General features: G+C 32.4%; 24 protein-coding genes. 23 read left to right on the forward strand and 1 reads right to left on the reverse strand.

Annotated features, from left to right (window positions below; all coding sequences use genetic code 11):
• Window position 1 precedes the first annotated feature (1 nt).
• The 23 genes from JOC47_RS08605 to JOC47_RS08715 all read left to right on the forward strand — a co-directional run bounded on the left by JOC47_RS08605 (window position 2) and on the right by JOC47_RS08715 (window position 25,163).
• Complete coding sequence (locus tag JOC47_RS08605) at window positions 2-640, forward strand: hypothetical protein (protein ID WP_204701664.1); 639 nt, start codon at window positions 2-4, stop codon at window positions 638-640.
• Window positions 627-2,243: a secretin GspD/PilQ domain-containing protein gene (locus JOC47_RS08610; protein WP_204701665.1), complete on the forward strand. Its 1,617-nt coding sequence runs from the start codon at window positions 627-629 to the stop codon at window positions 2,241-2,243. The genes JOC47_RS08605 and JOC47_RS08610 overlap by 14 nt, the downstream gene beginning before the upstream one ends.
• Window positions 2,244-2,384: 141 nt before the next feature.
• Window positions 2,385-3,671, forward strand: a complete 1,287-nt coding sequence (locus tag JOC47_RS08615; protein ID WP_204701666.1) for a S8 family peptidase — start codon at window positions 2,385-2,387, stop codon at window positions 3,669-3,671.
• Window positions 3,643-4,212, forward strand: a complete 570-nt coding sequence (locus JOC47_RS08620) for a hypothetical protein (protein WP_204701667.1) — start codon at window positions 3,643-3,645, stop codon at window positions 4,210-4,212. Before JOC47_RS08615 ends, JOC47_RS08620 begins: the two co-directional genes overlap by 29 nt.
• A gap of 269 nt (window positions 4,213-4,481) precedes the next feature.
• The gene (locus JOC47_RS08625) at window positions 4,482-4,748 is read left to right on the forward strand and encodes a phosphocarrier protein HPr (protein ID WP_204701668.1); all 267 of its coding nucleotides are present in this window, start codon (window positions 4,482-4,484) and stop codon (window positions 4,746-4,748) included.
• A 17-nt stretch (window positions 4,749-4,765) separates the two neighbouring features.
• The gene (gene ptsP, locus JOC47_RS08630) at window positions 4,766-6,466 is read left to right on the forward strand and encodes a phosphoenolpyruvate--protein phosphotransferase (protein WP_204701669.1); all 1,701 of its coding nucleotides are present in this window, start codon (window positions 4,766-4,768) and stop codon (window positions 6,464-6,466) included.
• 29 nt (window positions 6,467-6,495) lie between these two features.
• Complete coding sequence (locus JOC47_RS08635; protein ID WP_204701670.1) at window positions 6,496-7,695, forward strand: methyl-accepting chemotaxis protein; 1,200 nt, start codon at window positions 6,496-6,498, stop codon at window positions 7,693-7,695.
• Window positions 7,696-8,217: 522 nt separating this feature from the next.
• Entirely contained in the window at window positions 8,218-8,604 is a 387-nt protein-coding gene (locus tag JOC47_RS08640) for a transcriptional regulator GutM (RefSeq protein WP_204701671.1), read from the forward strand.
• Window positions 8,605-8,745: 141 nt separating this feature from the next.
• Complete coding sequence (gene srlA, locus JOC47_RS08645; RefSeq protein ID WP_204701672.1) at window positions 8,746-9,318, forward strand: PTS glucitol/sorbitol transporter subunit IIC; 573 nt, start codon at window positions 8,746-8,748, stop codon at window positions 9,316-9,318.
• Window positions 9,319-9,347: 29 nt separating this feature from the next.
• Window positions 9,348-10,355 carry a PTS glucitol/sorbitol transporter subunit IIB gene (srlE, locus tag JOC47_RS08650; protein WP_204701673.1) on the forward strand — a complete coding sequence of 336 codons (1,008 nt, stop codon included), beginning with the start codon at window positions 9,348-9,350 and terminating at the stop codon, window positions 10,353-10,355.
• A 159-nt stretch (window positions 10,356-10,514) separates the two neighbouring features.
• Window positions 10,515-10,883 (forward strand): PTS glucitol/sorbitol transporter subunit IIA, encoded by a 369-nt coding sequence (locus JOC47_RS08655; protein ID WP_204701674.1) that lies wholly within the window; start codon window positions 10,515-10,517, stop codon window positions 10,881-10,883.
• Between the two features lie 62 nt (window positions 10,884-10,945).
• The gene (locus JOC47_RS08660) at window positions 10,946-11,770 is read left to right on the forward strand and encodes an SDR family oxidoreductase (RefSeq protein ID WP_204701675.1); all 825 of its coding nucleotides are present in this window, start codon (window positions 10,946-10,948) and stop codon (window positions 11,768-11,770) included.
• A gap of 141 nt (window positions 11,771-11,911) precedes the next feature.
• Window positions 11,912-12,877 (forward strand): sugar-binding domain-containing protein, encoded by a 966-nt coding sequence (locus JOC47_RS08665; protein ID WP_204701676.1) that lies wholly within the window; start codon window positions 11,912-11,914, stop codon window positions 12,875-12,877.
• 40 nt (window positions 12,878-12,917) lie between these two features.
• Complete coding sequence (locus tag JOC47_RS08670) at window positions 12,918-13,910, forward strand: KpsF/GutQ family sugar-phosphate isomerase (RefSeq protein WP_204701677.1); 993 nt, start codon at window positions 12,918-12,920, stop codon at window positions 13,908-13,910.
• A gap of 21 nt (window positions 13,911-13,931) precedes the next feature.
• Window positions 13,932-14,603, forward strand: a complete 672-nt coding sequence (locus JOC47_RS08675) for a transaldolase family protein (RefSeq protein WP_204701678.1) — start codon at window positions 13,932-13,934, stop codon at window positions 14,601-14,603.
• 129 nt (window positions 14,604-14,732) lie between these two features.
• A complete protein-coding gene (locus tag JOC47_RS08680; protein ID WP_204701679.1) occupies window positions 14,733-16,172 on the forward strand; it encodes a glucose-6-phosphate isomerase in 1,440 nt (479 codons plus the stop codon).
• A gap of 416 nt (window positions 16,173-16,588) precedes the next feature.
• Window positions 16,589-17,614 (forward strand): N-acetylmuramoyl-L-alanine amidase, encoded by a 1,026-nt coding sequence (locus JOC47_RS08685; protein ID WP_204701680.1) that lies wholly within the window; start codon window positions 16,589-16,591, stop codon window positions 17,612-17,614.
• Window positions 17,615-17,701: 87 nt separating this feature from the next.
• Entirely contained in the window at window positions 17,702-19,903 is a 2,202-nt protein-coding gene (locus JOC47_RS08690; RefSeq protein ID WP_204701681.1) for an N-acetylmuramoyl-L-alanine amidase, read from the forward strand.
• Window positions 19,903-20,406, forward strand: coding sequence for a GerMN domain-containing protein (locus JOC47_RS08695; RefSeq protein WP_204701682.1), 504 nt, complete (start codon window positions 19,903-19,905; stop codon window positions 20,404-20,406). The genes JOC47_RS08690 and JOC47_RS08695 overlap by 1 nt, the downstream gene beginning before the upstream one ends.
• A gap of 245 nt (window positions 20,407-20,651) precedes the next feature.
• Window positions 20,652-21,476, forward strand: a complete 825-nt coding sequence (gene murI, locus JOC47_RS08700) for a glutamate racemase (protein ID WP_204701683.1) — start codon at window positions 20,652-20,654, stop codon at window positions 21,474-21,476.
• A gap of 143 nt (window positions 21,477-21,619) precedes the next feature.
• A complete protein-coding gene (locus tag JOC47_RS08705; protein ID WP_204701684.1) occupies window positions 21,620-22,597 on the forward strand; it encodes a TAXI family TRAP transporter solute-binding subunit in 978 nt (325 codons plus the stop codon).
• Between the two features lie 134 nt (window positions 22,598-22,731).
• Window positions 22,732-23,241 (forward strand): DUF1850 domain-containing protein, encoded by a 510-nt coding sequence (locus JOC47_RS08710; protein WP_204701685.1) that lies wholly within the window; start codon window positions 22,732-22,734, stop codon window positions 23,239-23,241.
• Window positions 23,220-25,163: a TRAP transporter permease gene (locus JOC47_RS08715; protein WP_204701686.1), complete on the forward strand. Its 1,944-nt coding sequence runs from the start codon at window positions 23,220-23,222 to the stop codon at window positions 25,161-25,163. The genes JOC47_RS08710 and JOC47_RS08715 overlap by 22 nt, the downstream gene beginning before the upstream one ends.
• A 71-nt stretch (window positions 25,164-25,234) precedes the next feature.
• Here the strand turns inward: JOC47_RS08715 and JOC47_RS08720 are convergent, their stop codons facing one another.
• Window positions 25,235-26,149, reverse strand: a complete 915-nt coding sequence (locus JOC47_RS08720; RefSeq protein WP_204701687.1) for a LysR substrate-binding domain-containing protein — start codon at window positions 26,147-26,149, stop codon at window positions 25,235-25,237.
• Between the last annotated feature and the right edge of the window lie 286 nt (window positions 26,150-26,435).

A 26,435-nucleotide genomic window follows, 5' to 3' on the forward strand; every position in this document is an offset into this window, starting at 1 on the left:
AATGGACTTTAAAAGTATTTTTTCTTCCCGATTAATGCCGCAGCTGTTCCTATATTTAATAATTGGACTAGTAATCATTGCAGGAATAATAGTTCTAACTTATGAAATCATGGATATAGTTAAACTGCAGCAAAGTGTAAGTCAATATGAGCAAAATATAGAGCAGAGAGTTGTGGCACTTAATAAACACTTAGAGTCAGATAATAAAGGTAGCATGGGGCAGGAGGAAGAAGAGTCAGGAACTAAAGATGCAGTAATGAATCTTGCGCAGTTAGAAGAGTCAGGAGCAATTGACCCATTCCAACCACGTTTAGAGAAAGAAAAAAGTAATCAAACTCAAAATAAAGGAAATGATGTTGATAATTCTAAAACTACAGATCAAAATAACCAGGAAAAGATCAGACCTATTGGGATTAAATTAGTAGGTTTGCTAGTAAATCCTAAAGTAAGAATAGCAATTTTGAAAATGAAAGATGGTCACAATGAAATGGTTCATGAAGGAGAGATGATCAATAATTTCGTAGTGAAGAAAATTATGCCTGAGCGGGTGATTATTATGCCGGTTGTTAAAAATAAAACATCTGAAATAGAAAGATTAGCTCAAGAGTTTGTACTTAAGCTGGGGGGTGAAGACAATTAAGCAGCAACAGAAGTTTTCAATTTTAGTAATCATATGTGGATTATTGTTAGGAATATTTGTCACTGGAGTAGTATCTGCTGCAGAGAAAGATTTTAGTCACCAGCAGATTAAGAATGAAATCAAATTTAATGGTGTAGCTTTAAAAGAAGCTCTTCGTTCTTTAGCTGAAATGGCAGAATTGAATGTTATTACTGATGATAGCACTGTTAAAGGTGAAGTTACAGCTCAGTTAAAAAATGTTTCAGTAGTTAAGGCTTTTAAATTATTAGTTAAAAGTCGCGGTTTAGATTATAAAATTATTGAAGATACAATTATTATTGGCACCACAGAAAAATTAGAAGAAGGATTTGGTGAACAAGTTACTAAGGTTTATAAATTAAATAATGCTGACCCTGAAAAAGTAAAGAATAATCTTAGTTTATTAGTAGAGCAAGACAAAATACAGATTAATCAACGCAGTAATCAGCTGATGATTCAGACCTATAAAAGTAAATTACCTGAACTTGAGGCTGCTATAGAACAATTAGATCATCCGCGCAAACAAGTCGTTATTCAGGTGCGCTTAGAAGAAATATCTAAAGGTGATTTAGAAGAGTTAGGAATTGACTGGAGTTTTAGTAATTTGAAGATTGATGCTGACCAAGAGAGCGAAGGAACAGGGACAACTGGCGGAACAGATAATGAAGATGGTGAGGAAAGTACTAGTTCAACTCTTGAAGTTGGTAATGTTAGTTTGGATTATGAAAGTGTTTTAAATTTATTAGCTCAAAATAATCAATCTTCTACTTTAGCTAATCCACGTTTAACAACAGTAGATGGAGAAACAGCAACTATTAATATTGGAGAATCGATTCCGATTGTTAAAGAATCAGATGAGAATACTGAAGTTGAGTTTAAAGATGTAGGAATTAATTTAGAGATCACACCAAGGATCACTAAAGAAGATGAAGTGTATATTGAGGTGAGTCCTGAAGTTAGTGTAGTTAAGGAGTATTTAGAAGCGGGAGATACTAAATATCCAGTGATTGGGACTCGTAAAGCAGAAACTAGTGTGCGCATTAAACATGGTCAGACTATAGCACTTGGAGGATTAATTAAAGAAGAAGATGTAGAAAAAATGTCTAAAGTGCCTTTTTTAGGTGATTTACCAATTCTAGGGGAATTGTTTAAGAGCAAAATGCAAGATACGCAAAAGCAAGAATTAATAATCTTTCTTACTCCTAGGATAATTGATGAGCAAAGACAAACAAGGATTGAAGCGAGAGAGAAAAAAGATGGTATTGTTTTTGCCTCTTATCAGGTTCAGAAAAAGGATACAATCTGGCAGATAAGCCAGTGGTTTAATGTATCGTTTTTTGAAATTATTAGTCATAATGATGAAACAATGATTGAAAATTTAAAACCTGGTGCTAAGTTAAAAATCCCTGTGCCTGTTTCGCATTATTACGAAGTTAAAACAGGGGACACTTTAGAGAAGATAGCTCGAAAGTATAATCTTAGAGTAGAAGTTATTAAAAGAATTAATAATATAAAATCGCTAGAGAATGTAGAAAGTTTAATCTTGCCCACTGCAGTTGATGTTGCAGATCGTATTAAACAATAAAAAAAGAGAGACTGATTATAAAAACAATCCCATAGGGGTTGTTTTTGTTTTTTGCAAATTAATGCAGGTTAATTATTAATAGAATATAAGTATAAATATATGATTCTACAATTTTTAAAATTAAAGGGGGGGGAGAAGAGATTGAAGTATAAAAAAAGTTATTTTATCTTATTGTTGTTGCTGTTAGTGTTATTAATATGCACTTCATTGGCTAATGCTCGCTCTAACTCCCCAGTAACTGTTTTTATTATAGATACTAAAGTAGATTTTGCTTTTGTTGAAAATTTAGCAATGGATGGTCAAATCAATCATGGCAGTGTGGTAGGAAGAATTATTTATCAAGAAGTGCCTGAGGTTAATTTGCGTTCTTATAGTGTAGAAGAGGAGGGGAGCATTAATGAGCAACTTTATTATGATGCTTTAAGAAAAATTGCTAGTTATAATAAAGAATATCCTAATCAAAGAATAATAGTTAATATTAGTTTAGGTTTTTCTAAGGCAGGCGATAAACATAAAACTTTGATTAATGATTTAGTTAATCGAGGAGTAATAGTTATTGCAGCCGGAGGTAATGAAAGTTCTGAGCAAGCAATTTATCCGGCGGGCTTTAAAGGAACAGTTGCTGTAGGAAATGCTACTGCTGATGCTAAAGCAGCTAGTTCTAATTATGGAGACTTTATTGATTTGTGCGCTCCAGGTAGTGTTAAATATATCTCTAGATTATATCTTCCCCAGGGGGTCACAGTTAAAAGTTTTAAAGCAGTAGGGACATCTTTTTCAGCGCCGCGAGTAGTAGCTTTATTGGCTAAGTTATTGACTCTGCAGCCTAATTTGTCAGGCCAGCGTGGTCTGGATTTGATTTTAAATAATACAGATGTGATTGATGATCCGAAATATGAGCAGGGATTATTAGGGACTGGGGTGATTAATGTTGACCGCACTTTGGCCCAGGTAGATCCTTATTATTATTTTAAAGCTTATGGAATCAATGTTTTATGGGGCTTAGTATTTATTATTTTATCAATTTATTGGTTCAATAAATATCAAATTGGGGGATTGTTTTTAACTATATTATTTTTCTTAGTAGTATTTCCTGTAGCTTTTTTATTACAAGAATTACTATTAGTGGATGGGCAAAATTTATGGTATGCTTATAAGCAATTAGAAGTTGTTGATTATCTTTATTTAATGCTAGTTCCAGTAGTGATATTAAAAATTACTAGTTGGCAGTCTAAGTTTGTACTAGTTAACTATTTATTAGGATTATTACTGTTAGCTTTAAACATTGATTTGCCAAATATTTTCTCTTGTTCTACTACAATGTATTTAAGAAGTGGTCTTGGATTAATAACTTTATTATTTTGGGGAGGAGAAAGATTGAGAATTTATCAAGCAAAATATGTTATCATTAATATCTTTATTGTCTAGTTCTTCCCAAAAAACGTTTAATATAGCTAAAAGAAAATTGCAAGCTAATAATTATTCTTTACGAGTATTAATTAGAAAGATGAGGCAAAACGGAATTAGATTCGTTCTTATTAAAAGAGTTGTTTTAGATGTAAATGATGATATGATAGTAGAAAAATTGCTAAATATTTTAAAAGAAGATGATCTCTTAATTGAAGATACAATAATTAATTTACTGAGTGAAATACAAACTGAAAAATTATTAAAGCGAATAAAACCAAAATTAAAAACAGAGAACCCTCGCTTACAAAATGCACTATTAAAATTATTAGAAAAAATCAATTTTGCTGATCAAGAATTAATAGATATTGTAATTAATATTTTATTTTCTACTAATGATATGTGGTTGGGTTATCAATCTTTAGTAACCTTAAAATCTATCTATCCTAATAATAAAAAATTAAAAGAAATCATTAAACCGTTAACTACTGATGATCGTGATTTAGTGCAGTTAGAAGCTAAAAAAATATTAATTGAAGTAAAGTCTAAAAAACCAACTTAATTAATTTTTATTTAAAGGCTATATTATCTAGTAGATAATATGGCTTTTTTTATTTTTTGACAGTAAATTAATTAAATGAAAAGTCCAATATTTTAATTCGCTATTATTTGACAAAATAAAAAAGCTATGTTATATTTTATTGTAACAAATGATAAAAGTTAATCACAATTGTGCGAAAGAAAAAAAGAGTAAAAATAATCAGATGTTATGTAATTGAATTTTCATTATGCAAATTTTATTATACTAAAATAATACCCGAGGTGATACTAATGAAAAAAGATACAGTGGTAATTCCAAATGAAACAGGACTTCATGCACGACCGGCTTCGATGTTAGTAGATGAGGCAAGCAGTTATGAGTCAGAGGTTAAGATTGAATATGAGGGTCAAGAAGTAAATGCAAAAAGTATTATGGGAGTTATGAGTCTAGGAATTAGTCAAGACGCAGAAATTGTTGTCCAAGCTGATGGTCAAGATGAAAAAGAGGCTGTAGCAGCAATTGTAGAATTAGTATCAGAGGGCTTTGGTGAAGAATAAAAAAAGGGGGGGTTGAAATGAGTCAAGAATTAACAGGGGTAGCAGCTTCCCCAGGTGTAGCTAGTGCAGAAGTGTTGGTTTTAGAAGGTGAAGTAGAATATGAAGAGAGAACTATTGAGGATACTGCCGGAGAAAAAAAACGGCTAAAAGATGCAATTGCCAAATCTAAAAAGCAATTAGAAAAGATTAAAGCTAAAGTTAAACGTGAAATCGGAGACCAGAAAGCACAGATTTTTGCGGCACATTTAAAAGCAGTGGAAGATCCGGAATTAATCAAGGCAGTTGAAACGAAGATTGATCAAGAGCAAATCAATGCTGAAGCTGGTGTTGACCAAGCGATTGAAGAATTTGCTTCTAGGCTAGAAGCTCTAGATAATGAATATATGCAAGAGAGAGCAGGCGACTTCCGAGATGTAGGAAGTAGAATTTTAAAAAATTTGCTGGGCTTAAATACAGTTTCATTAGCTGAGTTAGATAAAGAAGTAATCTTGGTTGCGCGAGACTTAGCTCCATCTGATACAGCTCAAATAGATAAAGAATTAGTTCAGGGTTTTGCTACAGCAGTAGGCAGTAGAACCTCTCATACTGCTATTATGGCTCGTTCGATGGAGATCCCAGCTGTAGTAGGAGCAACTGGTATTTTAGATGATATCGAAACTGGCGATCAGATGATAGTTGATGGTCTAGATGGGACTGTAATTGTTAATCCAAGTGATGCAGAACTAGCTGAATATGAAGAAAAGGCAGAAGAATATGCCCAGAGAAAGAAAAGATTAGCTGAGCTAAAAGAATTACCAGCGGAAACTACTGACGGACATCAGGTAGAATTAGTAGCAAATATTGGTACTCCAGCTGATATACCTGGCGCCCAAGATAATGGAGCGGAAGGCATTGGCTTATACCGCAGTGAGTTCTTGTATATGGACCGCGATTCTTTACCGACGGAAGAAGAACAGTTTGAGGCTTACAAAGAAGTAGCGGAAAAGATAGATGGTCCAATCGTGATTAGAACTATGGATATCGGCGGCGATAAGGAACTGCCGTATTTAGATATGCCAGAAGAGATGAATCCCTTTTTAGGTTATCGAGCAATTCGGATGTGTTTGGATAAGCCGGAGATCTTCAAGGTACAATTACGAGCTATTTTAAGAGCAAGTGCTTACGGCCAAGTGAAGATTATGTATCCGATGATTTCTGCAGTTGAACAGTTGCGAGAAGCGAATCAGATTTTAGCAGAAGTAAAAGAAGAACTACGCGAAGAAAACATTGCATTTGATGAAGACCTAGAAGTAGGAATGATGATTGAAGTTCCTGCCGCAGCAATGGTTGCAGATATCTTAGCTAAAGAAGCGGACTTCTTTAGTATTGGTACAAATGACTTAATCCAGTATACTACTGCCACAGATAGAATGAATGAACAGATTGCAGACTTATATCAGCCGTTCCATCCAGCTTTATTGAGAATGATCAAACGGGTAGTAGATGCAGCACATGAAGAAGGCAAATGGGCTGGTATGTGTGGAGAAATGGCAGGAGATAAAAGATTGGCCCCATTCTTATTAGGAGTAGGTTTAGATGAATTTAGTATGAGTGCTGTTTCAATCCCGGAAGTAAAAGATCAAATCAGAAATATGAGTTTAGAGGAAGCAGAAGAGCTAGCTGAAGAAGCTCTAAGCTGTGAAACGGCTCAAGAAGTAAGAGAAGTTTTAAGTAATTAATTTTTGTAAAAAATCAGGGAGGGGATAAATTGTTTGCTAAGATAAAAGATATTTCGCTACAATCTAAGTTAAAAATAGGCTTAACAATTGTGCAGCTAAGTAGTTTTATTATTATTTTACTGTTAAGTAGTATAGTAATCAGCCAGATAACTCCTCAAGCAAGTGAAAGTCTTTTAGTCTGGATAGGTGTTATTTTATTTATAGCTCTGACTATGGTTGAGATCATAGTAATGATAGCACTAGATAAATTAGTATTTAATCCCCTCGCAGAGATTTTAGCAGTAACTGAGCAAATAGCTGATGGTGATTTGAGTAATCAAATTGAAGTTGAGCGTGATGATCAGTTTGGTACTTTGGCTCAAAATATAAATACTATGTTAGCTGGATTTCAAGGTATGATTACAAGTGTTACTCAAACTGGAGAAAGATCAGAAGCTGTTAGCAATGAGTTAAATAATTCTAGCCAAAGAACTGCTAGTGCTTTAGAAGAAATTTCAGCTTCAATTCAAAATTTATTAGATGTAGTAGAACTTGTAGATGATAATTCGCAATCTATGGCGCAAAATGCAGAAGAAGTGAAAAACTTAGCGCAGGATGGCTTAGAACAAATGAAAGATACGCAAACTAAGATGAATCAGATTGCTAAGACTTCTGAAGATTCAATTGAGATAATTTATGAGTTGCAGGATGCTTCTGAAGAAATAGATAAGATTATAAATGTAATCTCTGATATAGCAGAGCAGACCAACCTATTAGCCTTAAATGCTTCTATCGAAGCAGCCAGAGCAAGTGGTGCTAAGGAGGGTTCTGGAAACCGGAGGAGCGAAGCAGGTCATGGTTTTGCAGTAGTGGCTGAAGAAATAAAAGAATTATCAGAAGAGACCCAAAATTCAATTGATAATATAAAAAAGATCATTGATAAATTAACTGTACGGACAGAGAATGCAGTAGAAACTATTCAAAAGAATAAAATTAATATTGATGCGGGAGTAGAAGTAGCAAATCAAACTGAAAATTATTTCCAAGAAATAGTGAGGAGAATTGAAGAAGTAAATGATGAAGTGCAGCAAGTAGCAGAGCATAGTCAAGAATTAGTAGCAGGAAGCCAAGAGATTTCTGAGGCAACTGCAGAACAGAATGAGGCGATGGATAAGATTACAGATTCTAGTCAGAAACTAAATAATATGGCAGAACAATTAAATACTTTAGTTAGTCAATTTCAATCTTAATAAGTAAGTAATTGGATATAAGTAGGTTCCTAAAATTTTTCTCTCCCCCTTAAAGAGAAGTAGTTAGGAATTCTACTTATGATCCAATTGCAGTATAAGTAGAATTCCTTTTTATAATTAAATAATTCATAACTTAATTATGAGCTATTTATGGAATCATACTAATCAAAAAATAAGTAATATTTTGTCGATAAATATTGACAAATTAAATTTTATGTGATATATTTTAAATGTGTGAACAATTGATATATAACTTACACATTTGTGCAAAGGCATTTTAATAATTCTTATAACTAATAATTTGATTTTAAGAAATAAGATAAATCACAACTTGAGATCTATTATAATTATTTATAAGCTACTGACATTTATCAGGGACAAGTTTATAACTTTAATAACATCCATTAATAGATATTTACTTTATAATTCTACTAAATATTATTGATTGAAAATTTTGATTTGCTTAGAAGTAAGTATCTGATGATGGGTGTTTTTTATTAAAATCAGGAGGAGGGGGAACATATGATATTAAAACTACTGTTTGCTGTTGGTGGAGTTTGGATTTTACAATTAGCTTTTGGCTATTTTCAAATAAAGAATTTCAATGAACATTATAAAAGATTAATGCAATTAGGTAGAGTAGTGGTGGGGAGAAAAAAAGGAAGAATTACTCCTGGAGCTGTAGTAATGTTCGCCATAGACGAAGATGATAAAATTATTAAGGGAGAAAAAATGAAGGGGTTTTCAGTTTTAGCTCGCATGAAAACTATAAACTCTGTTAAAGGATTAGATGTGTTTACTTTAGACCAGAGAGAAGTATTTGAAGAGTTTAGTAAAGCAACAAAAAAAGCAATTGAAAATGCGATAGAAAATGGTCAAATGGAGTGCGAAGAACAAACTTGTTCTTGATAAACTAAAGTTAAAAAATTAATTTAAATAAATTGAAGAATCTTCAAATTGAGGAGGTGAGTAAAAAAGGATTTAAAAGTAACTTCAAGTTAAGAAAAGTTTTATGTCAAGGATCGAAATCAAAAAGGGGGGTTATTTCGAATGGATATTTTAGTTAATTTAGCAAATGGCTTTATGGGAATGTTTGAAAAAGGTGGTTCCATTTTTGTTAATTGGGTTTCAGGCTTTGTTCCTACTATTATTGCCCTGTTAGTAGCAATGAATGCTATAATTAAATTTGTAGGGCAAGATAGAGTAGAAAGATTTATGAAGAAGTGTACCTCTAATGTGTTTTCAAGATATATTTTATTACCAGTATTAGGGACTTTCTTCTTTATGAATCCGATGACTTTATCATTAGGTAAATTTTTACCAGAAAAACGTAAACCTGCTTATTATGCAGCAGCTTCATTTTCGTGTCATACGATGAATGGATTGTTCCCACATGTTAATCCAGGTGAATTATTTGTGTTTCTTGGTATAGCTAAAGGAATTCAAGATTTAGGATTAGCTAAGGCTCCTTTTGCTTTAAGATATTTCTTAATTGGTATCTTAATCAACTTCTTAAGAGGAGTAATTACTGAGATGACAACAGCTTATGTTGAAAAGCAGCAGGGTATCAAATTGGCTGAAACATTTAGCGGAGAAAATAAACGAGTAAGTTCTAATGCATAATTGCTATAAAAACAAAGGGGGGATAATAGATGTCAGATTATAATGCAGTTAAGATAAGTGCTGGTTCTGGAGGCTTTGGAGGACCATTAGTAGTTAAACCCACAGAACAAAGAAATAAAGTTGTTAATATTACTGGAGGGCCAATGAGTTCAGTTGCAGAAAAAATTGCTGATTTAACTGGTGCAGAGTTAGTAAATGGTTTTGAAACTAAAGTGCCTGATGAAGAAACAGCTTGTGTAGTAATTGATTGTGGTGGTACACTTAGATGTGGAATATATCCACAAAAGGATATTCCTACAATAAACCTCAAAGATACAGGTCCTAGTGGACCATTATCAGAGCATATTACAGAAGACATTTATGTTTCAGGTGTTAAAGAGAAAAATATAGAGGTTCAAGAAGGAGAAGTATCAGAAGAAACAAGAGCTGGTAGTACTGACAGTAATACTGAACAGCAGCAATCTAAATATGAAAGTGGCAAAAAAGTAAGTGAACAAAGAAGTAATGGAGGAATTTTAACTAAAGTTGGACAAGGAATGGGAGATATAGTTGGTGTTCTTTATCAGTGTGGTCGTGATACAATTGACACTGTGATCAATACTATCTTACCATTTATGGCTTTTGTTACTATGTTAATTGGAATTATTTTAAAGAGTGGATTAGGTGAATGGGTTGGTCATACATTTGCTCCAATTGCAAGTTCAGTGCCAGGTTTATTACTTATATCCGCGATTTGTTCTTTCCCAGTTTTATCACCATTCTTAGGTCCGGGAGCTGTTATTGCCCAAGTTGTAGGGAGTATTATTGGGGTTGAAATTGCAAAGGGTAATATTCCGCCACAATTGGCATTACCAGCAGTATTTGCAATAAACTCTCAAGCAGCATGTGACTTTATTCCAGTCGGATTAGGTCTTGCTGAGGCAGACCCAAAAACTGTAGAGGTCGGAGTTCCAGCAGTTCTTTATTCTCGATTTATAATGGATCCTACAAGTGTATTTTTAGCTTGGCTAGCTAGTTTTGGACTTTATGCAGGGTAAAAAGAAACAGACCTTGGTTAATCCCACAATTAACCAAGGTCCTCCTCATAGAGCTAATCATTTATTAAATTTAATGCTACAACTTAATTATAGCACATCACTATATTATAGTCAATTTGATATGTTATTGTTATCACAAACTAGAGGGGGATTATGAAAATGGAAAAAATTTATGAAACAAACATTACAGATTTAGGTGATAGATACCAAGAGTTTCTAACTAGTCAGGGAATGGTAGTTTTATTTAAAGATAATGCTCCAGATGAATTAAAAGAATATTGCATTTTACATCAAAAAAATAATTTATCTGAAGAGATAGAAACTGGAGATATTTTAAGAATGGGAGGAAAAGAGTATAAAATTACTGCTGTAGGTGATGTAGTTAATGGAAATTTGGATAAATTAGGACATATTACTCTAAAATTTGATGGCAATGATACAGCAGAAATGAAGGGCAGTCTTCATTTAGAAGAAGAAGAAGTACCTAGTGTTAATATCGGAGAAAAAATTGTAGTGTTTAAAGAGTAATTAAATAGTAAATTAATTTACCTTAAAAGAATTACAATAATTTTAATAAGAGGGTGATAATAATGACTGATAATTGGCTTAATTTAGAAGATGAGGTTGTAATTGTAACTGGAGGAGCTTCAGGAATTGGTAAAGAGATAGCTAATAATTTTGCTAAATTAGGAAGTTATATAGTTATTGCTGATATAGATGAAGCAGGGAAAAAAGTAGTTGAACAGTTACCAGGTGATACTGATAAACATGCATATTTTAAAACTAATGTTACTAATAAAGCTCATATTGAAAGTATGGTGGATAAAACAATTGAAAAATATGGACAAATAGATGTTTTAATTAATAATGCAGGTATTAATGTGCCGCGATTATTAGTCGACCCTGATAATCCTAAAGGAAAATATGAATTAGATGAAGAAGAATTTAATAAAATGGTTGCGATTAATCAAAAAGGAGCTGTTTTTGCTGCCCAAGCTGTTGCTAGAGAAATGGTTAAAAATCAAAAGGGAGTTATCGTTAATGTTGATTCTGAATGTGGCTTGGAAGGGTCAGAAGGACAAAGTTGTTATGCATCTACTAAAGCAGCTCTCTATTCTTTTACTAGATCTTGGGCTAAAGAGCTTGGTGAGCATGGTGTTAGAGTAGTAGGATTAGCTCCTGGAATTATGGAAGATACAGGTTTAAGGACATTAGACTATGAAAAGTCTTTGTCCTATACAAGAGATATGACAGTGGATGAACTAAGAGAAGGCTATAAGAATGTTTCAGTGCCCCTAGGTCGGGAAGGAAAGTTAGAAGAAGTAGCAGATCTAGCTTGTTTTTTAGCTTCCGAAAGAGCAAGTTATATTCATGGAACTACTTATAATATTTCTGGAGGTAAATCACGAGGTTAATTTGATTATGATTAAGAATTCAAGTAGGCACTAGATCTAGTGCCTACTTGAATAATTTATTTATTCTTAGTGTAATTTAGCAAGGGAAGGAGGGATAAATTAGCAAAGCTAAATCTTATTATCAATAGAGGAGGGATAATTGTGAGTGAATTAGATGAATCAAGAATTTTAGTCAAAATAGCACAAATGTATTATGAAGATGAAATGAATCAGAGTGAAATTTCTAGAAAATTAGGAGTTCATAGAACTACTGTAAGTCGTCTTCTGAAAAAAGCTAGAGAAGATGGGATTGTTCAAATTAAGATTAATAGTGATCATAATCAATTTATTAAATTAGAAAGAAAATTAGAAGTTAATTTTGGTCTTAAGGAAGCGCGAGTAGTTAGATCAAGTTCTGGAGAAAAAGAAGAAATAATTAAGCAAAGATTAGGAAAAGCAGGTTCTGGTGTACTTAATCGGATTATTAAAAATGATATTACAGTTGGTTTTGCGTGGGGGACTACTTTAGCAGCATTAGCAAATCAATTACTAGATTATGATTGTAAGAGTGCTTCAGCTATTATAACCCCTTTAGTAGGCGCGCCAGGGGATATGAAAAATGAATATCATGTTAATACAATAGTTTCTAAAGTTGCTACAGCTTTTAATGCTAAAAGTCGACAACTTTGTGTGCCAGCTATCACTTCGAAAAAAGAAACTAAAGAAGCTATTGTTAAAGATGATAATATCAAGGAAATATTAGGATTATGGGATGAGCTTGATATAGCAGTAGTGGGAATTGGAGCCCCTATAAAATCTTCTAATATGGTTTGGACAGGTTATTTTGATAATCAAGAAATAGAGTGTTTGGCTAAAAAAGATGCAGTTGGCGATATTGCATCACGATTTTATGATATTAATGGAGAAGTGATTGAGTCATATTTCAGTGAAAGAACAATTGCAATTAAATTAGAAAAATTAAGAAATTTAGATTATTCTATTGGGATTGCAAGTTCTACAGAAAAAGTCCCTTCAATTTTAGGTGCTTTACGTGGTGGGTTTATTAATGTATTAATTACAGATGAAATAACTGCTCGCCAAATCATAGAGAAAGATAACGAAAATTAATAAAATTTTGATTAAGAATATTGATAAGGGGTTTTTTAAAATGGGGAAACAGCAAAAATTAAAATCTAATAAAATAAAAAGTAATGCAAAAGAGGTTTTAGAAATTGAATCTCAAGCCATTAAAAATCTAACTCGTTCAGTTAATGATCAGTTTGTAGCTGTAGTTAAAGAAATATTGAATTGTTCTGGTAGAACTATTATGACGGGGATGGGAAAATCAGGAGTAATTGCTAAAAAATTAGCTGCTACTTTAGCTAGTACTGGTACTCCGGGCTTTTTTCTTCATCCTGCTGAAGCCATTCATGGAGATTTAGGGATGGTAACTGATAGTGATATTGTTATTGCCTTATCAAATAGTGGGGAAAGTGAAGAAATAATTGAGATTCTGCCTTATATTAAGCGGATTGGTGCTAAGATTGTAGCTATGACTGGTAATCAAGAATCTACTTTAGCAGAGAATGCTAACTATGTTTTGAATATTTCTGTAACTCAAGAAGCTTGTCCGCTGGATTTAGCCCCTACTGCTAGTACAACAGCGGCTTTAGCTTTTGGTGATGCTTTAGCAGTGGCTTTATTAGAAGCTCGAAATTTTCAGCCAGAAGATTTTGCTTTATATCATCCAGGCGGTAGTTTAGGGAAAAAATTATTATTGACTGTTGAAGAAATTTTAGATGTGAGAAATCAAAATCCGGTAGTCAATAAAGATAATTCCTTAAAACAAGCCTTATTTAAGATGACTAAAACTAAAATGGGAGCAGTAAATATTGTTAATGATGATGATGTTTTAGTAGGGATTATTACTGATGGGGATATTAGACGAAAATTAGAAAATTGTAATATTGACTTAAAAAATATGACAGCAAAAGCAATTATGACTAAAAATCCAATCACCATTACAATTGATAAATTAGCAGCTGAAGCAGTAAAAATTATGGAAGATAAAGAAATCAATGATCTTCCAGTTGTAGATGGAGATAAGATTCCTTTGGGAATGATTAATTTTCAAGATTTATTACAGGCGGGAGTTATATAAAAAATGTTAGGAGGAAAAGACATGTTATATTTATTAGATACTGCTGAATTATCAGAGATCAAAAGATGTTTAGATTTATATCCTATAGCAGGAGTAACTACTAATCCTTCAATTATTGCTCAAGAAAATAGACCATATTTAGAATTACTAAAAGAAATTAAAGACGTTTTAGGCTCAGAGAAAATGTTATATGTTCAAGTTTTAGCTCAAAAATCTAATAAAATGATTGTAGAAGCTAAACATTTAAAAGAGGAATTAGGTGCAAATACATACATAAAAATACCGGTGATCTCAGAAGGAATTAAAGCAATAAAAACACTTAATAAAATAGGAATAAAAACTACTGCTACAGCTGTATTTACTCCTCAACAAGCGGTTATGGCTGCTAGAGCAGGTGCAGACTTTGTAGCTCCTTATGTTAATCGGATAGATAATATTTCAGCTAAAGGAGTACGAGTGGTTTCAGAAATTGTAAAAAACTTTAGAATTCACAATTTAGATAGCCAAGTGATTTCTGCCAGTTTTAGAAATGTAGAACAAATTAATAATTGTTGTTTAGCAGGGAGTGATGCTATTACAGCTAATCCTGAACTTATAGAAAAATTATTAACTCATCCGATGACTGATGAAGGAGTAAGAAATTTTGTATCTGATTGGGAAGCAGTATATAATAGGAAAGAACTAATAAAGTAATTGTTTAATGTTTTTTGAAAAATAGTGTGATAATTAAGCTAGAGTGTGATATAATTATTTATTGAAGTCTAAAGTGTAAAATTATTCTAATACATAAAATTGTTATTAACAAACAAGGGGGAATTTTAAATGACTAAAAGATATGAAGATGCCGAGTGGAAAGAGTCAATGAGAGTGAAACTTGATGTTAACAATATGTTCGCAGACAAAGTTGGAGAAGAACACGGCTATACTAGAGAAGATGTTGATGCTCTGCAGGATAAGGTTACTGCAGGTCATAAAAACCTTTTAGAAGCTAAAGAAGCTGGTGAATTAGATTGGATGAAATTGCCTGAGACTCATAAAGAAATTGCACAAGAAATTAAAGAATTTGCGGAAGAAAATCGGGACAAGTATGATAACTTTGTTGTTTTAGGAATTGGAGGTTCTGCTTTAGGAAATATTGCAGTGCAGACTGCTCTAAATGACCCGTATTATAATCTAAAAGAAGAAGCTAGGGATGGATGCCCACGATTATTTGTGCCTGATAATGTTGATCCTACTAGATTGAAGTCTTTATTAGACGAATTAGATTTAGAAAGAACTATATTTAATGTGATTTCTAAATCTGGTACAACAGCTGAACCAATGAGTCAATTTTTAACTGCTCGAGAAAAAGTAGCAGAAGAATTAGGTGCAGATTCAGTTAGTGACCATTTTGTTGCTGTGACAAGTAAAGATTCAGGTAAATTAATTGAAATTGCTGAAAGAGAAGGTATTAAAACTTATTATGTACCAGATACTGTTGGAGGTAGATTTTCTGTATTAAGTCCAGTTGGTTTAGTTTCTTCTGCTTTTGTAGGAATTGATATTGAAGAATTATTAGCTGGTGCTGGATATATGGCTGATTTATGTGATACTGATGATTTATGGTCTAACCCAGCTTATTTAAATTCTGTTTTACAGTATTTAGCTGACCAAGATGGTAAGCCAATGTCAGTAATGATGCCTTATGCTCATGTACTAAAAGATGTAGCGGATTGGTATCGCCAGTTATGGGCTGAATCTTTAGGGAAAGAATTTGATAAAGAAGGAAATGTAGTTAATGTAGGTCCAACTCCAATTAAAGCTTTAGGTGCTACTGACCAGCATTCTCAAGCTCAACTGTATATGGAAGGACCTTATGATAAAGTTGTTATTTTCCTTGAAGTTGAAAACTTCAGAGGAAATTTAGAAATTGGAACTGCATATGAAGATATTGATGGAATTTCTTATCTTTGTGGACACAGCTTTGATGAATTAATTACAACTGAAAAGAAAGCTACAGAATTAGCTTTAACTAAAAATAATCGTTTAAACTGTACTGTTAAATTCCCAGAAGTAAATGCCTTTACTTTAGGTCAATTTATCTTCTTATTTGAATTACAAACTGCTATGAGCGGTGAGTTATATAATATTAATGCCTTTAATCAACCAGGTGTAGAGTTAGGTAAAAATTATGCTTATGGTGTTTTAGGTAGAGATGGATATGCTGATATGAAAGAAGAATTTGATTCTCGTCCAGAGAAGGATGAGGACTTAATCCTATAGATTTAGATTTGGCTCACCAATTGTGGTGGGCCTTTTTTATTTTTTGCCTTTGTTATAATTTACAAAGAGGGTTTGCGGTGAAAGTATTTAATAGTATCTATATAAAACTTCACAAAAGTGAAGCTTTATAGTAATGAGTGATGAGAAAAGAGTGATGAGTAGAAAATCAGAAACAAAGTCAAAACCAATTTCAAAAGCTATCATTTCAAGGTTCGTATCTTTTTTGAGATTTTGATTTTATGTTTTTACTCATTACTGCTTACTCTTTACTATTACCTAACAATTTGTTATTTTATTGGTATAATAAAAATAGTTAATATTCTAGCAAGCAAGATGAATAACTCTTAATAGACTTTAAGTCTCTTGACGAGTCTTTCACTTGCTCGTCACTATAAAATAATGAAAGGAGCAATAAAATGCGGAAATTAATCATACTAGTAATCGCAGTAATCATCTTATCTTGCCCTGTAATAGCAGAAGCAGAATCTACTTTTGCTATTAATAATAGAGTAATTACTACTCCTGAGATTATTAAAGGGAGAAGTTTAATTCCAGTACGAACTTTAAAAAGTTTTTTTGGAGAGGATTTAGATTGGCAAAGCCAAGAGAAAAAGTTAATAGTATCTAGTCCAGATTATAATTTACAATTACAAGCCGGCAATAAAGTAGCAGCAATTAATGAGCGACCTTTGCCCTTAGAAATATCGCCTCGTTTGATTGCAGATCAATTATATATCCCGGTACGACTATTAACTGAACTATATGGGGGCCAATTACATTGGGTGGCGAGGGAAAAAATGGTTAATTATAGCTATCAATCTCACTCGAATTTTGCTCCAAATGACCCACGAAAAGATAGTCAAGTTCAAGAATCTAGTTTTCAGTCTCTCTCTAGGATTAAGCCATTAATTGTACTTGATCCTGGGCATGGGGGATTAGACCCAGGAGCAATTGGGGTCACAGGGCTTAAAGAGAAAATAGTTAATTTAGAAATTGCAGTACAATTGCAGAGAATGTTAGAAAAAGCAGGCTACAATACTTTATTAACGAGAAAGAATGATCGCTTCATTCCCTTATTGGAAAGAGCTCAGCTAGCTAATTTTAAAGAAGCAGATTTGTTTATTAGTATACATGCTAATTCTAACCCTCGTTCAACAATCCGAGGTACAGCTACTTATGCTCATTGGTATGCTAGTAAAGATAATTGGGCTTTAGCATGGTATGTGCAAAGTGAAATGATTAAACGCACTTCTTTAGCAGATAATGGTTTAAAAGCTGCTAATTTTTCTGTGTTAAGAGAAACTAAAATGCCATCTTTATTGCTTGAAACAGCTTTTTTATCAAATAGGGTAGAAGAAAGATTATTAAATTCAGTTTCATTTCAATCTAAAATAGCTGCAGGAGTTACAGCTGGTATTAAAAAGTATTTTCTAAATCAATAAAATCAAGAAATAACAAGGTATTTATTAATAAATCTAGAATAACAGAACAATGTAGGACTATATAAGATAAAATGGGAGGCATTTGCGATGCCTAAAAGAATTATATTATTAACATTATTATTAATTTTAATAGTTAATTTTTCTGCGCTGGCTCAGAATAATAGAAATAATATTAAGTTGAAAATTAATGATAGTTTGGTAACTGATGATCTAAAATATAAATTAGCTGAAGATGATATTTTGATTCCATTGCAAATTTTAAGTAATAATTTACCAATTGAGTTGAAATGGTATAGCGCAATTGATACACTTAATTTAGTCTATAAAGATAAGAAGTTGAAATTCCGTTTGGGAGGAAAGAGGTTACAGGTTAATAATAAATTAGTTACTTTTTCTGCTAAGCCTTATAAAGATGATGGGCAGTTTATGGTGCCTCTAAAAGTCTTAGGAGAAGCTTTAGGTCTTGTTATTCAATCTAAACCTAAACAGGGACTAGTTAGTATTTATCAAGATCATGCTCGCATAACTGCTGTAGAAAATTTGCCACAAGATAATGATGGAATTAAAATTACAGTTGATCAACATGTTAATACTACTTCTATGTTTTTAAAGAATCCATATCGGATTGTATTAGATTTGAAAGGGACAGCTTTATATAATAAATTTTCACAGTTTAAGGTTAATAGTCCTTTGATTAAAGAAGTACGGATGGCGCAATTTAATGGTAATACGGTAAGATTAGTATTGGATTTAGCTACTAAGGCTAAATATAAAGTGGAGAAAAGTGCTACAGATAATGGCTATGAATATCGCTTAAAGGTCAGCCCTTTAATTACTGGGGTCAAACTTGAAGGCAATAAAGTTAAATTAAATTCCACTTCTGCTTTAACTAAAACAAGTATCGACTATTTAAAACATCCGCAGCGAGTAATCGTTAATATTGAAAATGCTATTTTAGAAAAGCAAGCCAAAATTAATCCTGAGCATCCAATGTTTAAAGAACTAAGAATTAGTCAGTATAAAACTGAACCTTATATTGTGCGCTTAGTAATTGAATTAAAGGATAAATTACAATTTAAATTGGAATCTGTTGAAGATGGATTATTAGTTAAGCCCATTCAAACTTTATTAAAAGACATAAGTTATAAAGCTGAAAACAAAGTGCTACTGAATTTAAATAAAAAAGTTAAAGCTGAATCTGTATTTTTAAAATCAGGTTCTAGATTATTAATTGATTTGCCTAACACTAGAACAGAGTTAAAATCTAAAACATTTAACTATGATAGTGAACTAATAGAAGAAGTTAGAGTTTCTCAATATAATCAAACAACTACTAGGGTCGTTGTTGAGTTAATCGCTGCAGTACCTCATCAATTAGATTGGAAAGAAAATCAATTACAAGTTAGTTTATTTAATAAGTTAACTGCTGTTGATTTAGTAAATACTAAAGTGGGTACTGAGGCTAAAATAGATTTATTAGTACCTGAAAGTTATCAAATCAGTAGATTAATTAATCCACGTAGGTTAGTAGTTGATATTCCAGATGTAGTAGTTAATAAGAATCAAGTTCAAATACCAAAGCCACAAGGGATTGTAGAAAAAGTTCGGGTTAGCCAATACTCAACTAATCCGCATAAAGTGAGAGTGGTTTTAGAATTAAATAAATCAGCAAATGTGATTAGAGATACTATCGATAATAGTTTACGATTTAAATTATCAGATTTTGATTTAGCTGGCAAAGTGATTACTATTGATCCTGGTCACGGCGGTAAAGACCCTGGAGCAATAGGTTATTCTAATTCATATGAAAAAGTTCCAGCCCTAAAAATTGCTTTAAAATTAGAAAAGTTACTTAAAGATGCCGGGGCTAAAGTGGTTATGACCAGAAGGACAGATACCTTTGTCTCATTAGAAGAGCGGACTATAATTGCTAATAAAATGAATAGTGATATTTTTGTTAGTATTCATTTAAATGGGCACCGTAGTTCAAGTTCTTTTGGGACCGAGACTTTTATAGCTCCTCATAGCAATAGAAATACGAAGTTATTGGCTCAATTCGTGCAAAGCTCTTTAACAGATGAATTAGGCACTTTTGACCGTGGGGTGAGAAAAGAAGAACTATATGTATTAGCACATACTAATATGCCAGCTATATTAGAAGAAGTTGTATTTATCAGTAATCAAGAAGGTGAAGATAAAGTAATGAAAGATGGCTTCCAAGAAAAATCTGCTTTAGCTATCTACAAGGGGATTATTAAATACTTTGAGTTATTAGAGGAGGAAAAGTAATGGCTGATAAAAATAAGTATGTGTTATATATTGTTATTTCAATTTTAGCTCTCATATTATTATCCACTTTAATCTACTCTAAGTTTTTTGCTACTATAGAAAGTAAAGTTTATTTTGCTAACAATCAAGCTTCTTATTTAATAGCTCAAACTAGAGAGGTGAAGAAGAAGAGACTGTATTTTAATTTAATTCAGGAGCTCATTAAAGGACCTAGTTCTGATGACTTAGTAGCAACTATTCCTCCTCAAGCGAAATTATTAGGAGTTGAAGTTAAAAATAAGACTGCCTTAGTGGATTTTAGTAAAGAGTTAAAAACTTCACATTGGGGTGGTACTGCTGGAGAAACAATGACTGTATATTCAGTAGTCAATACTTTAGCTCAATTTAATGAAATTGATAAGGTTAAGATCTTGATTGAAGGTGAGGAAATTGAAACTTTAGCAGGGCATATGGAATTAAGTAAGCCGCTGCCTTTCAATAGTAAAATTATAAAGTCAGAATAAAGCGGGACTTTGTGTCTCGTTTTTGTCATGTTAAAATAATTTGTTGTTGAGTAAATAATTCATGATTAAGTGAGATTTTAAGTAAACTAAAGGTAAAGGATGAGTCTAAGATTAAGCTTGAGTTAAAGAGTAAGTAAAAAGTTATACAAGTAAGTTTTTTTTAGCTTATGGTGAGACTTGATTTTTACTCAAGTTCAGGTTTAAACTTAGCCTTAAACTCAAATTTTGATGATTGGATGGTGACAATGGAAGTAAAAAATGGAATTGCGTTATTTGATTCTGGTGTAGGAGGATTAACAATTGCGCGGGAAATGACTTCTGAATTTCCGGCCGAAGATATTGTTTATTTTGGTGATACAGCACATTTACCTTATGGACCTAGAGAACAAAGCGAAGTACGAGGATTCGTATTTGATATTATAAACTATTTTGTTGAAGGGGGAGCTAAAATTGTAATCATTGCTTGTAATACTGCTACTGCAGCGGGATTGGAGGCAGCTCAAGAAGAGTTTTCTATACCGATTATTGGTCCTATTAATCCTGGTGTAGAAGAAGCATTAGCTCGAACTAAAAATAAAAAAATTGGTGTAATTGCTACTACAGGAACTATTGGCAGTTCTTCTTATCAAGATGCTTTACGCAGCAAGGGAGAAAATATAGAAATCTTTGCCAAAGCTTGTCCAGAATTTGTCCCCTTAGTAGAAGCAGGTGAATTATATAGTGAGCAAGCTAAAGAGGTAGCTGAAGATTATTTAACTCCTTTGAAAGAAAAAGAAATTGATACTTTATTATTGGGGTGTACTCATTTTCCTTATTTAGGTGGGATTATTAAAGAAGTAATGGGTCCTGATGTGAAATTAATCTATCCTGGTCGAGGTATTGCCTTAAAAGCTAGAAAAATTTTGGCTCAAAGGGAATTATTGAAGAATATTGGCACAGGTAAAAGAAAATTTTATGTTAGTGATAAAGATAAATTATCCCAAAGATTTGTTGAGATTGGAACGGAATTTCTTAATTTCTCTGAATTAAATTTTGCAGAATTTAATTTATGGGAGCAACTTGACAAATAATTAATAGAGCTAAAAAAATGCTAGTGTAAATCTCTCTTCCTTGACACCTAGACAGAAAAAGTATATAATTAGAGTTAACATATATTTTACATTGAATTTATAATCTGAGTTATCAGAAATATTTAGAGAAGGGAGTATTTAAGATGAAAGTACTTAATAAGAAAACATTAGTTATATTTTCGTTGTTATTAGTATTTACAGTTGGAATAGTAGGTTGTTCTTCTAATCAAAGTAGTGAAGGGGATAAGACAACATACTTATCAATTGCAACTGGCGGAACATCTGGAACTTATTATCCAATTGGTGGAGCTATGGCCAAAATTATTAGTGAAGAAGTTGCTAATACTAGTGCTTCGGCTCAGTCTACTGGAGCATCAGTGACTAATACTAGATTGGTCAGTAAAAAAGAGGTTGAATTAGCTATTTTGCAAAATGATATTGCTAGTTATGCATTTAATGGAGCTAATAAATTTGAGGATAAGCCCGTTAAAAATATGCGGGGGATTGCAACTTTATATCCTGAAATAATCCAGATTGTAGTAAGAGAAGGTACTGGTATTGAAGATATTAAAGACTTAAAAGGTAAACAAGTAGCCGTTGGTGCTCCAGGAAGTGGAGTAGAAGCTAATGCTAAGCAAATTTTAGCTAATTTCAATTTAACTTATGAGGATCTTGAAGAAGATTATCTATCCTTTAGTGAAGCGGCAAGTCGATTAAAAGATAAACAAATTGATGCTGCATTTTTAACTGCAGGAGTACCGACAGCTGCAGTTATGGATATAGCTGCAACTCAGGATATTAAACTGTTGAATTTCTCACAAGAACAGATTGATAAATTACACAGTGAATATCCATTTTTAACAGGAGTAGAAGTGCCAGCAGGTACTTATAGTGGTCAAGATGAAAAGGTTAAGACAGTAGCTTTGAAAGCAACTTTGGTTGCTTTAGAGAGTTTAGATGAAGAGCTAGTATATAATATAACTAAATCTATTTTCGAGAATAGAGAACAATTGATTGAGCGTCATTCTCGAGCTCAAGATATTAAAGTAGAGACTGCTCAAGATGGAATGACAATTCCACTTCATCCAGGAGCTAAGAAATACTTTGATGAAGTTAAGTAGATATATATGTCAGTAACTAAAAATTCAAGACATAAGGAATAAATTGAGCGGACATTAATTTTATATTAGTGTCCGTTTTAAACTTTATCAACTCTCATTATTACATCAAGTAAGAGGAAGGAAACTGATTTTAGATGAAGCGAAAATTAGTTTATCTACTAATTATACTTACTTTATTAGTTGTAGGCCCTTATTTTATTAGAGATAAGGTGTTAGTTGTAGAAGAAGCAAGGGGAAGAGTTATTTATCAACAGCGAGTTGATAGTGGATTTAAATTTGCAATTAAATATACTCATTCTGTAGAAAATACCCCAGTTTGGGATTATTTTAAAGTATTAGATAGAAATATTTTATTAACTAGTACTAAATATATGTCTTATGGAGCTGGATTGCCTTTTTTAAAGAAAAATAATTATCAGGTTCAAGATGAAAAATTTATAATCAAAGAGATTAATACTCAACTAGAAAAAATCCCGCTGAGAGTTAGTGATTATGCTAAACATAAATTATTAATTGACCAGGAAGTTTATAAATTATATCAATTAACAGCGGCACAAAATTTAGTAATGATTAAAGTAGAAGAAAAGAACTTATATCAATTTTTAGCGTGGGAGGTTTCAAAATGGAGGAAGAAGAAAAATTAGAAGAAGAAGGTAATGAAGAATTATTAAAAGAATTTGATAAGGCAACTAATTATAGAAAATATCGAGGTTTAATGGCTAAGATAATTACCATAATTACTGTTGCTATGTCTTTATTTCACCTATATACAGCTGGTTTTGGTGTTTTATTAGCCTTAAAACAACGTGCTATTCACTTAGGTTTTGCCATAGTTTTAATATTTTTGCTTTATCCATTTAAAAAACGAGTTAAAGAGAATAAACCATTGATGATTTTAGATTTTATAATGGCGGGTCTAGGTCTGGTTGTTACTTCATATATTGTATTTAATTATGAAGCCTTAGTACAGCGAGCTGGATTATATACAACTTTAGACTATGTAATGGCAGTGATAGCAATTGTATTAGTTTTAGAAGCTGCTCGCAGGGTAGTAGGCTGGGAACTGCCGGCTATTTCAGCAGTATTTTTATTCTATGCCTATTTTGGTCAGCAGATGCCCGGGGTTTTGGCCCACCGTGGTTTTTCACTATCTAGAATAGCTAGTCATATGTACTTTACTACTGAAGGAATTTTTGGAATTCCGTTAGGAGTATCAGCAACTTATGTGTTCTTATTCTTGTTATTAGGTTCTTTTGCTAAGAAGACAGGCTTAGGAGATTTATTTATTGATTTATCATTGGCTTTAACTGGTCGGACTAGTGGAGGTCCAGCTAAAGCAGCAGTTGTATCAAGTGGTTTAATGGGTTCTATTTCAGGGAGTTCTGTAGCTAATACAGTGACAACGGGTTCATTTACTATTCCTTTAATGGAACGAGTTGGCTATAAGCCTCATTTTTCTGCTGCGGTAGAGGCAGCAGCTTCTACAGGAGGACAGATCATGCCGCCAATTATGGGAGCTGCAGCTTTCATTATGGCAGAATTTATAGAGGTACCTTATATGACCATTGCTAAAGCAGCTATTTTACCAGCTGTACTATATTACTTAGCAGTAGGGTTGATGGTGCACTTTGAAGCTAAAAAGTTGGGCTTAAAGCCGATGCCGGAAGATGAAGTGCCGAATGTAATGGATGTTTTAAAAACTAGAGGACATATGTTAATTCCTTTGATTAGTATTTTTTATTTTTTATTTCAAGGAAGAACTCCTTTAAATGCAGCCTTTATTGGTATTTTATTAGCTTATGGTCTTAGTTTTTTACGTAAAGATACTAGGATGAGTTTCGAAGATTTAGTTGAAACTTTAGAAGAAGGGGCTAAAAGTGCTTTAGGAGTAGCGATTGCTTGTGCAGCAGTTGGATTTATTGTTGGTGTTACTACTTTAACTGGTTTAGGGCTTAAATTTACAACTATTGTAGTATCGTTATCTGGTAATAATCTATTTTTAGCTTTATTCTTTACGATGGTAGCTTGTACTATTTTAGGGACTGGTTTGCCAACTACTGCTACTTATATTGTCTTAGCTACTATGGCCGCGCCAGCATTAACTAAGTTAGGTGTTCCAGTTTTAGCAGCTCATTTATTTGTACTGTACTTTGGAGTTGTAGCAGATTTAACTCCGCCAGCTGCTTTAGCCGCCTATGCTGGGGCCGGGATTGCTAGTTCAAATCCATTAAAGACTGGTTTAACTGCGGTGATGTTAGCTATTTCAGGTTTTGTAGTACCTTTCATTTTTGCATATTCGCCTGAATTATTATTGATTGATGCTCAACTACCGCAACTATTATTAATTATTATAAGTTCGGTTTTAGGAGTAACTGCTTTAGCAGCTGGAGTATTAGGTTATTTAAGGCGGAAGACTACGTTAGTAGAACAAGCTATATTAATTGGAGCTGCTTTAGGATTATTAATCCCTCATTTATTAACAGATGGTCTTGGTTTAATATTGTTAGTAGTAGTCTATTTGATGCAGAATAGAGACCTTAATCTAGAAGCAACAGAAAATATTTAAAAAATAATAAAAAGCACTAAAAAAGCCGCTAAGATTTTCTTAGCGGCTTTTTTTATTGATAGCTTAGGCTATTAAATTGTTAATAAAAAGTCTTTGAATTTCTGTTCGTGTTGGTCAAAAGTATAATCTTTGCGTTTAATTAATGAATAATCAATAGGAATACTAGAGTTAGAATCTAAGTCTTCAAACTCTAACTTTTTTAATGAATTTTTCTCAAGTTCAAATTCAACAGCACTTTTTGGAAAAAAGGCGGCAGCAGAACTATTTATTACAGAATCTTTAGTTATATTAACTGAATTACTAGAAAAAGAGACATGTAAAGTGTCTAGACTCACTCCCATTTCTTCTACAAATTCTTCAATTAAAGAGTAAGCACTTGAACTCTTCTCTCTTAATATGAAAGGCAATTCTAAAAAATCTTTAATATTGATAGTATCTTTAGGGTAAGACGAATTGACACATAAAATTAATTCATCTTCAAAAAAGTGAGTGATATCAAGATGATCGCAATTCGCGCTATTCTTTACATGTTTGCAGTCTTCACTACCTATTATTATGCCCAAATTATAATCATGATTTAATACATTTTTTAATACTTCAGAGGAATTGTAGGTGTTAATTGTTACATTTGTATCTTGAGATATTTCTTCGAACTGATGAACTTTAGATGAAAAGTAAAAGGAACCAAAATTCTGACAAGCGGCAATTGATAGTTTCTTTTTATCGGCATTAACTTTTTTTATATCATCATATAGGTTTTCTTCTAATTTAAATATTAATTTAGCATAATCAAAAACTATTTCGCCTACAGGAGTTAAAGATACACCTTGATTAGACCGATCTAATAAAGTGTGCCCCAATTCAGTTTCCAATTTTTTCAGTTGACTGCTTAAGCCTGGTTGGGTAATATGGAGTTCTTGACTGGCTTTAGAGATGCTATTACATTCAGCAATACAATAAAATGATTTTAAATATTCTAGATTCAACAAATGAGCCTCCTTTTTTGAGCAAATGTTTATTTCAATTATATCATATTCTACGGAAAATGTAAGTGTTTAGACATATTTCGTGTTTTTGTGATATAAAAATCAGTTATACTACATAAATATATATGATTTGATTATAAGGGTTTCCTAGGATAAAATTTATTTAGAATTAAGGTTGTGAAAAAAATCTTTATAAGACGTCTTATGTCAAGTAAAAGTTTTACAAGTTAAAAAATGGAAACTAATTTGACCTAGCAATCCCCAAAGCAATAATTATAGATTTTTT

Origin of the sequence: Halanaerobacter jeridensis (assembly GCF_016908315.1) — a bacterium.
Lineage (GTDB): Bacteria > Bacillota > Halanaerobiia > Halobacteroidales > Halobacteroidaceae > Halanaerobacter > Halanaerobacter jeridensis.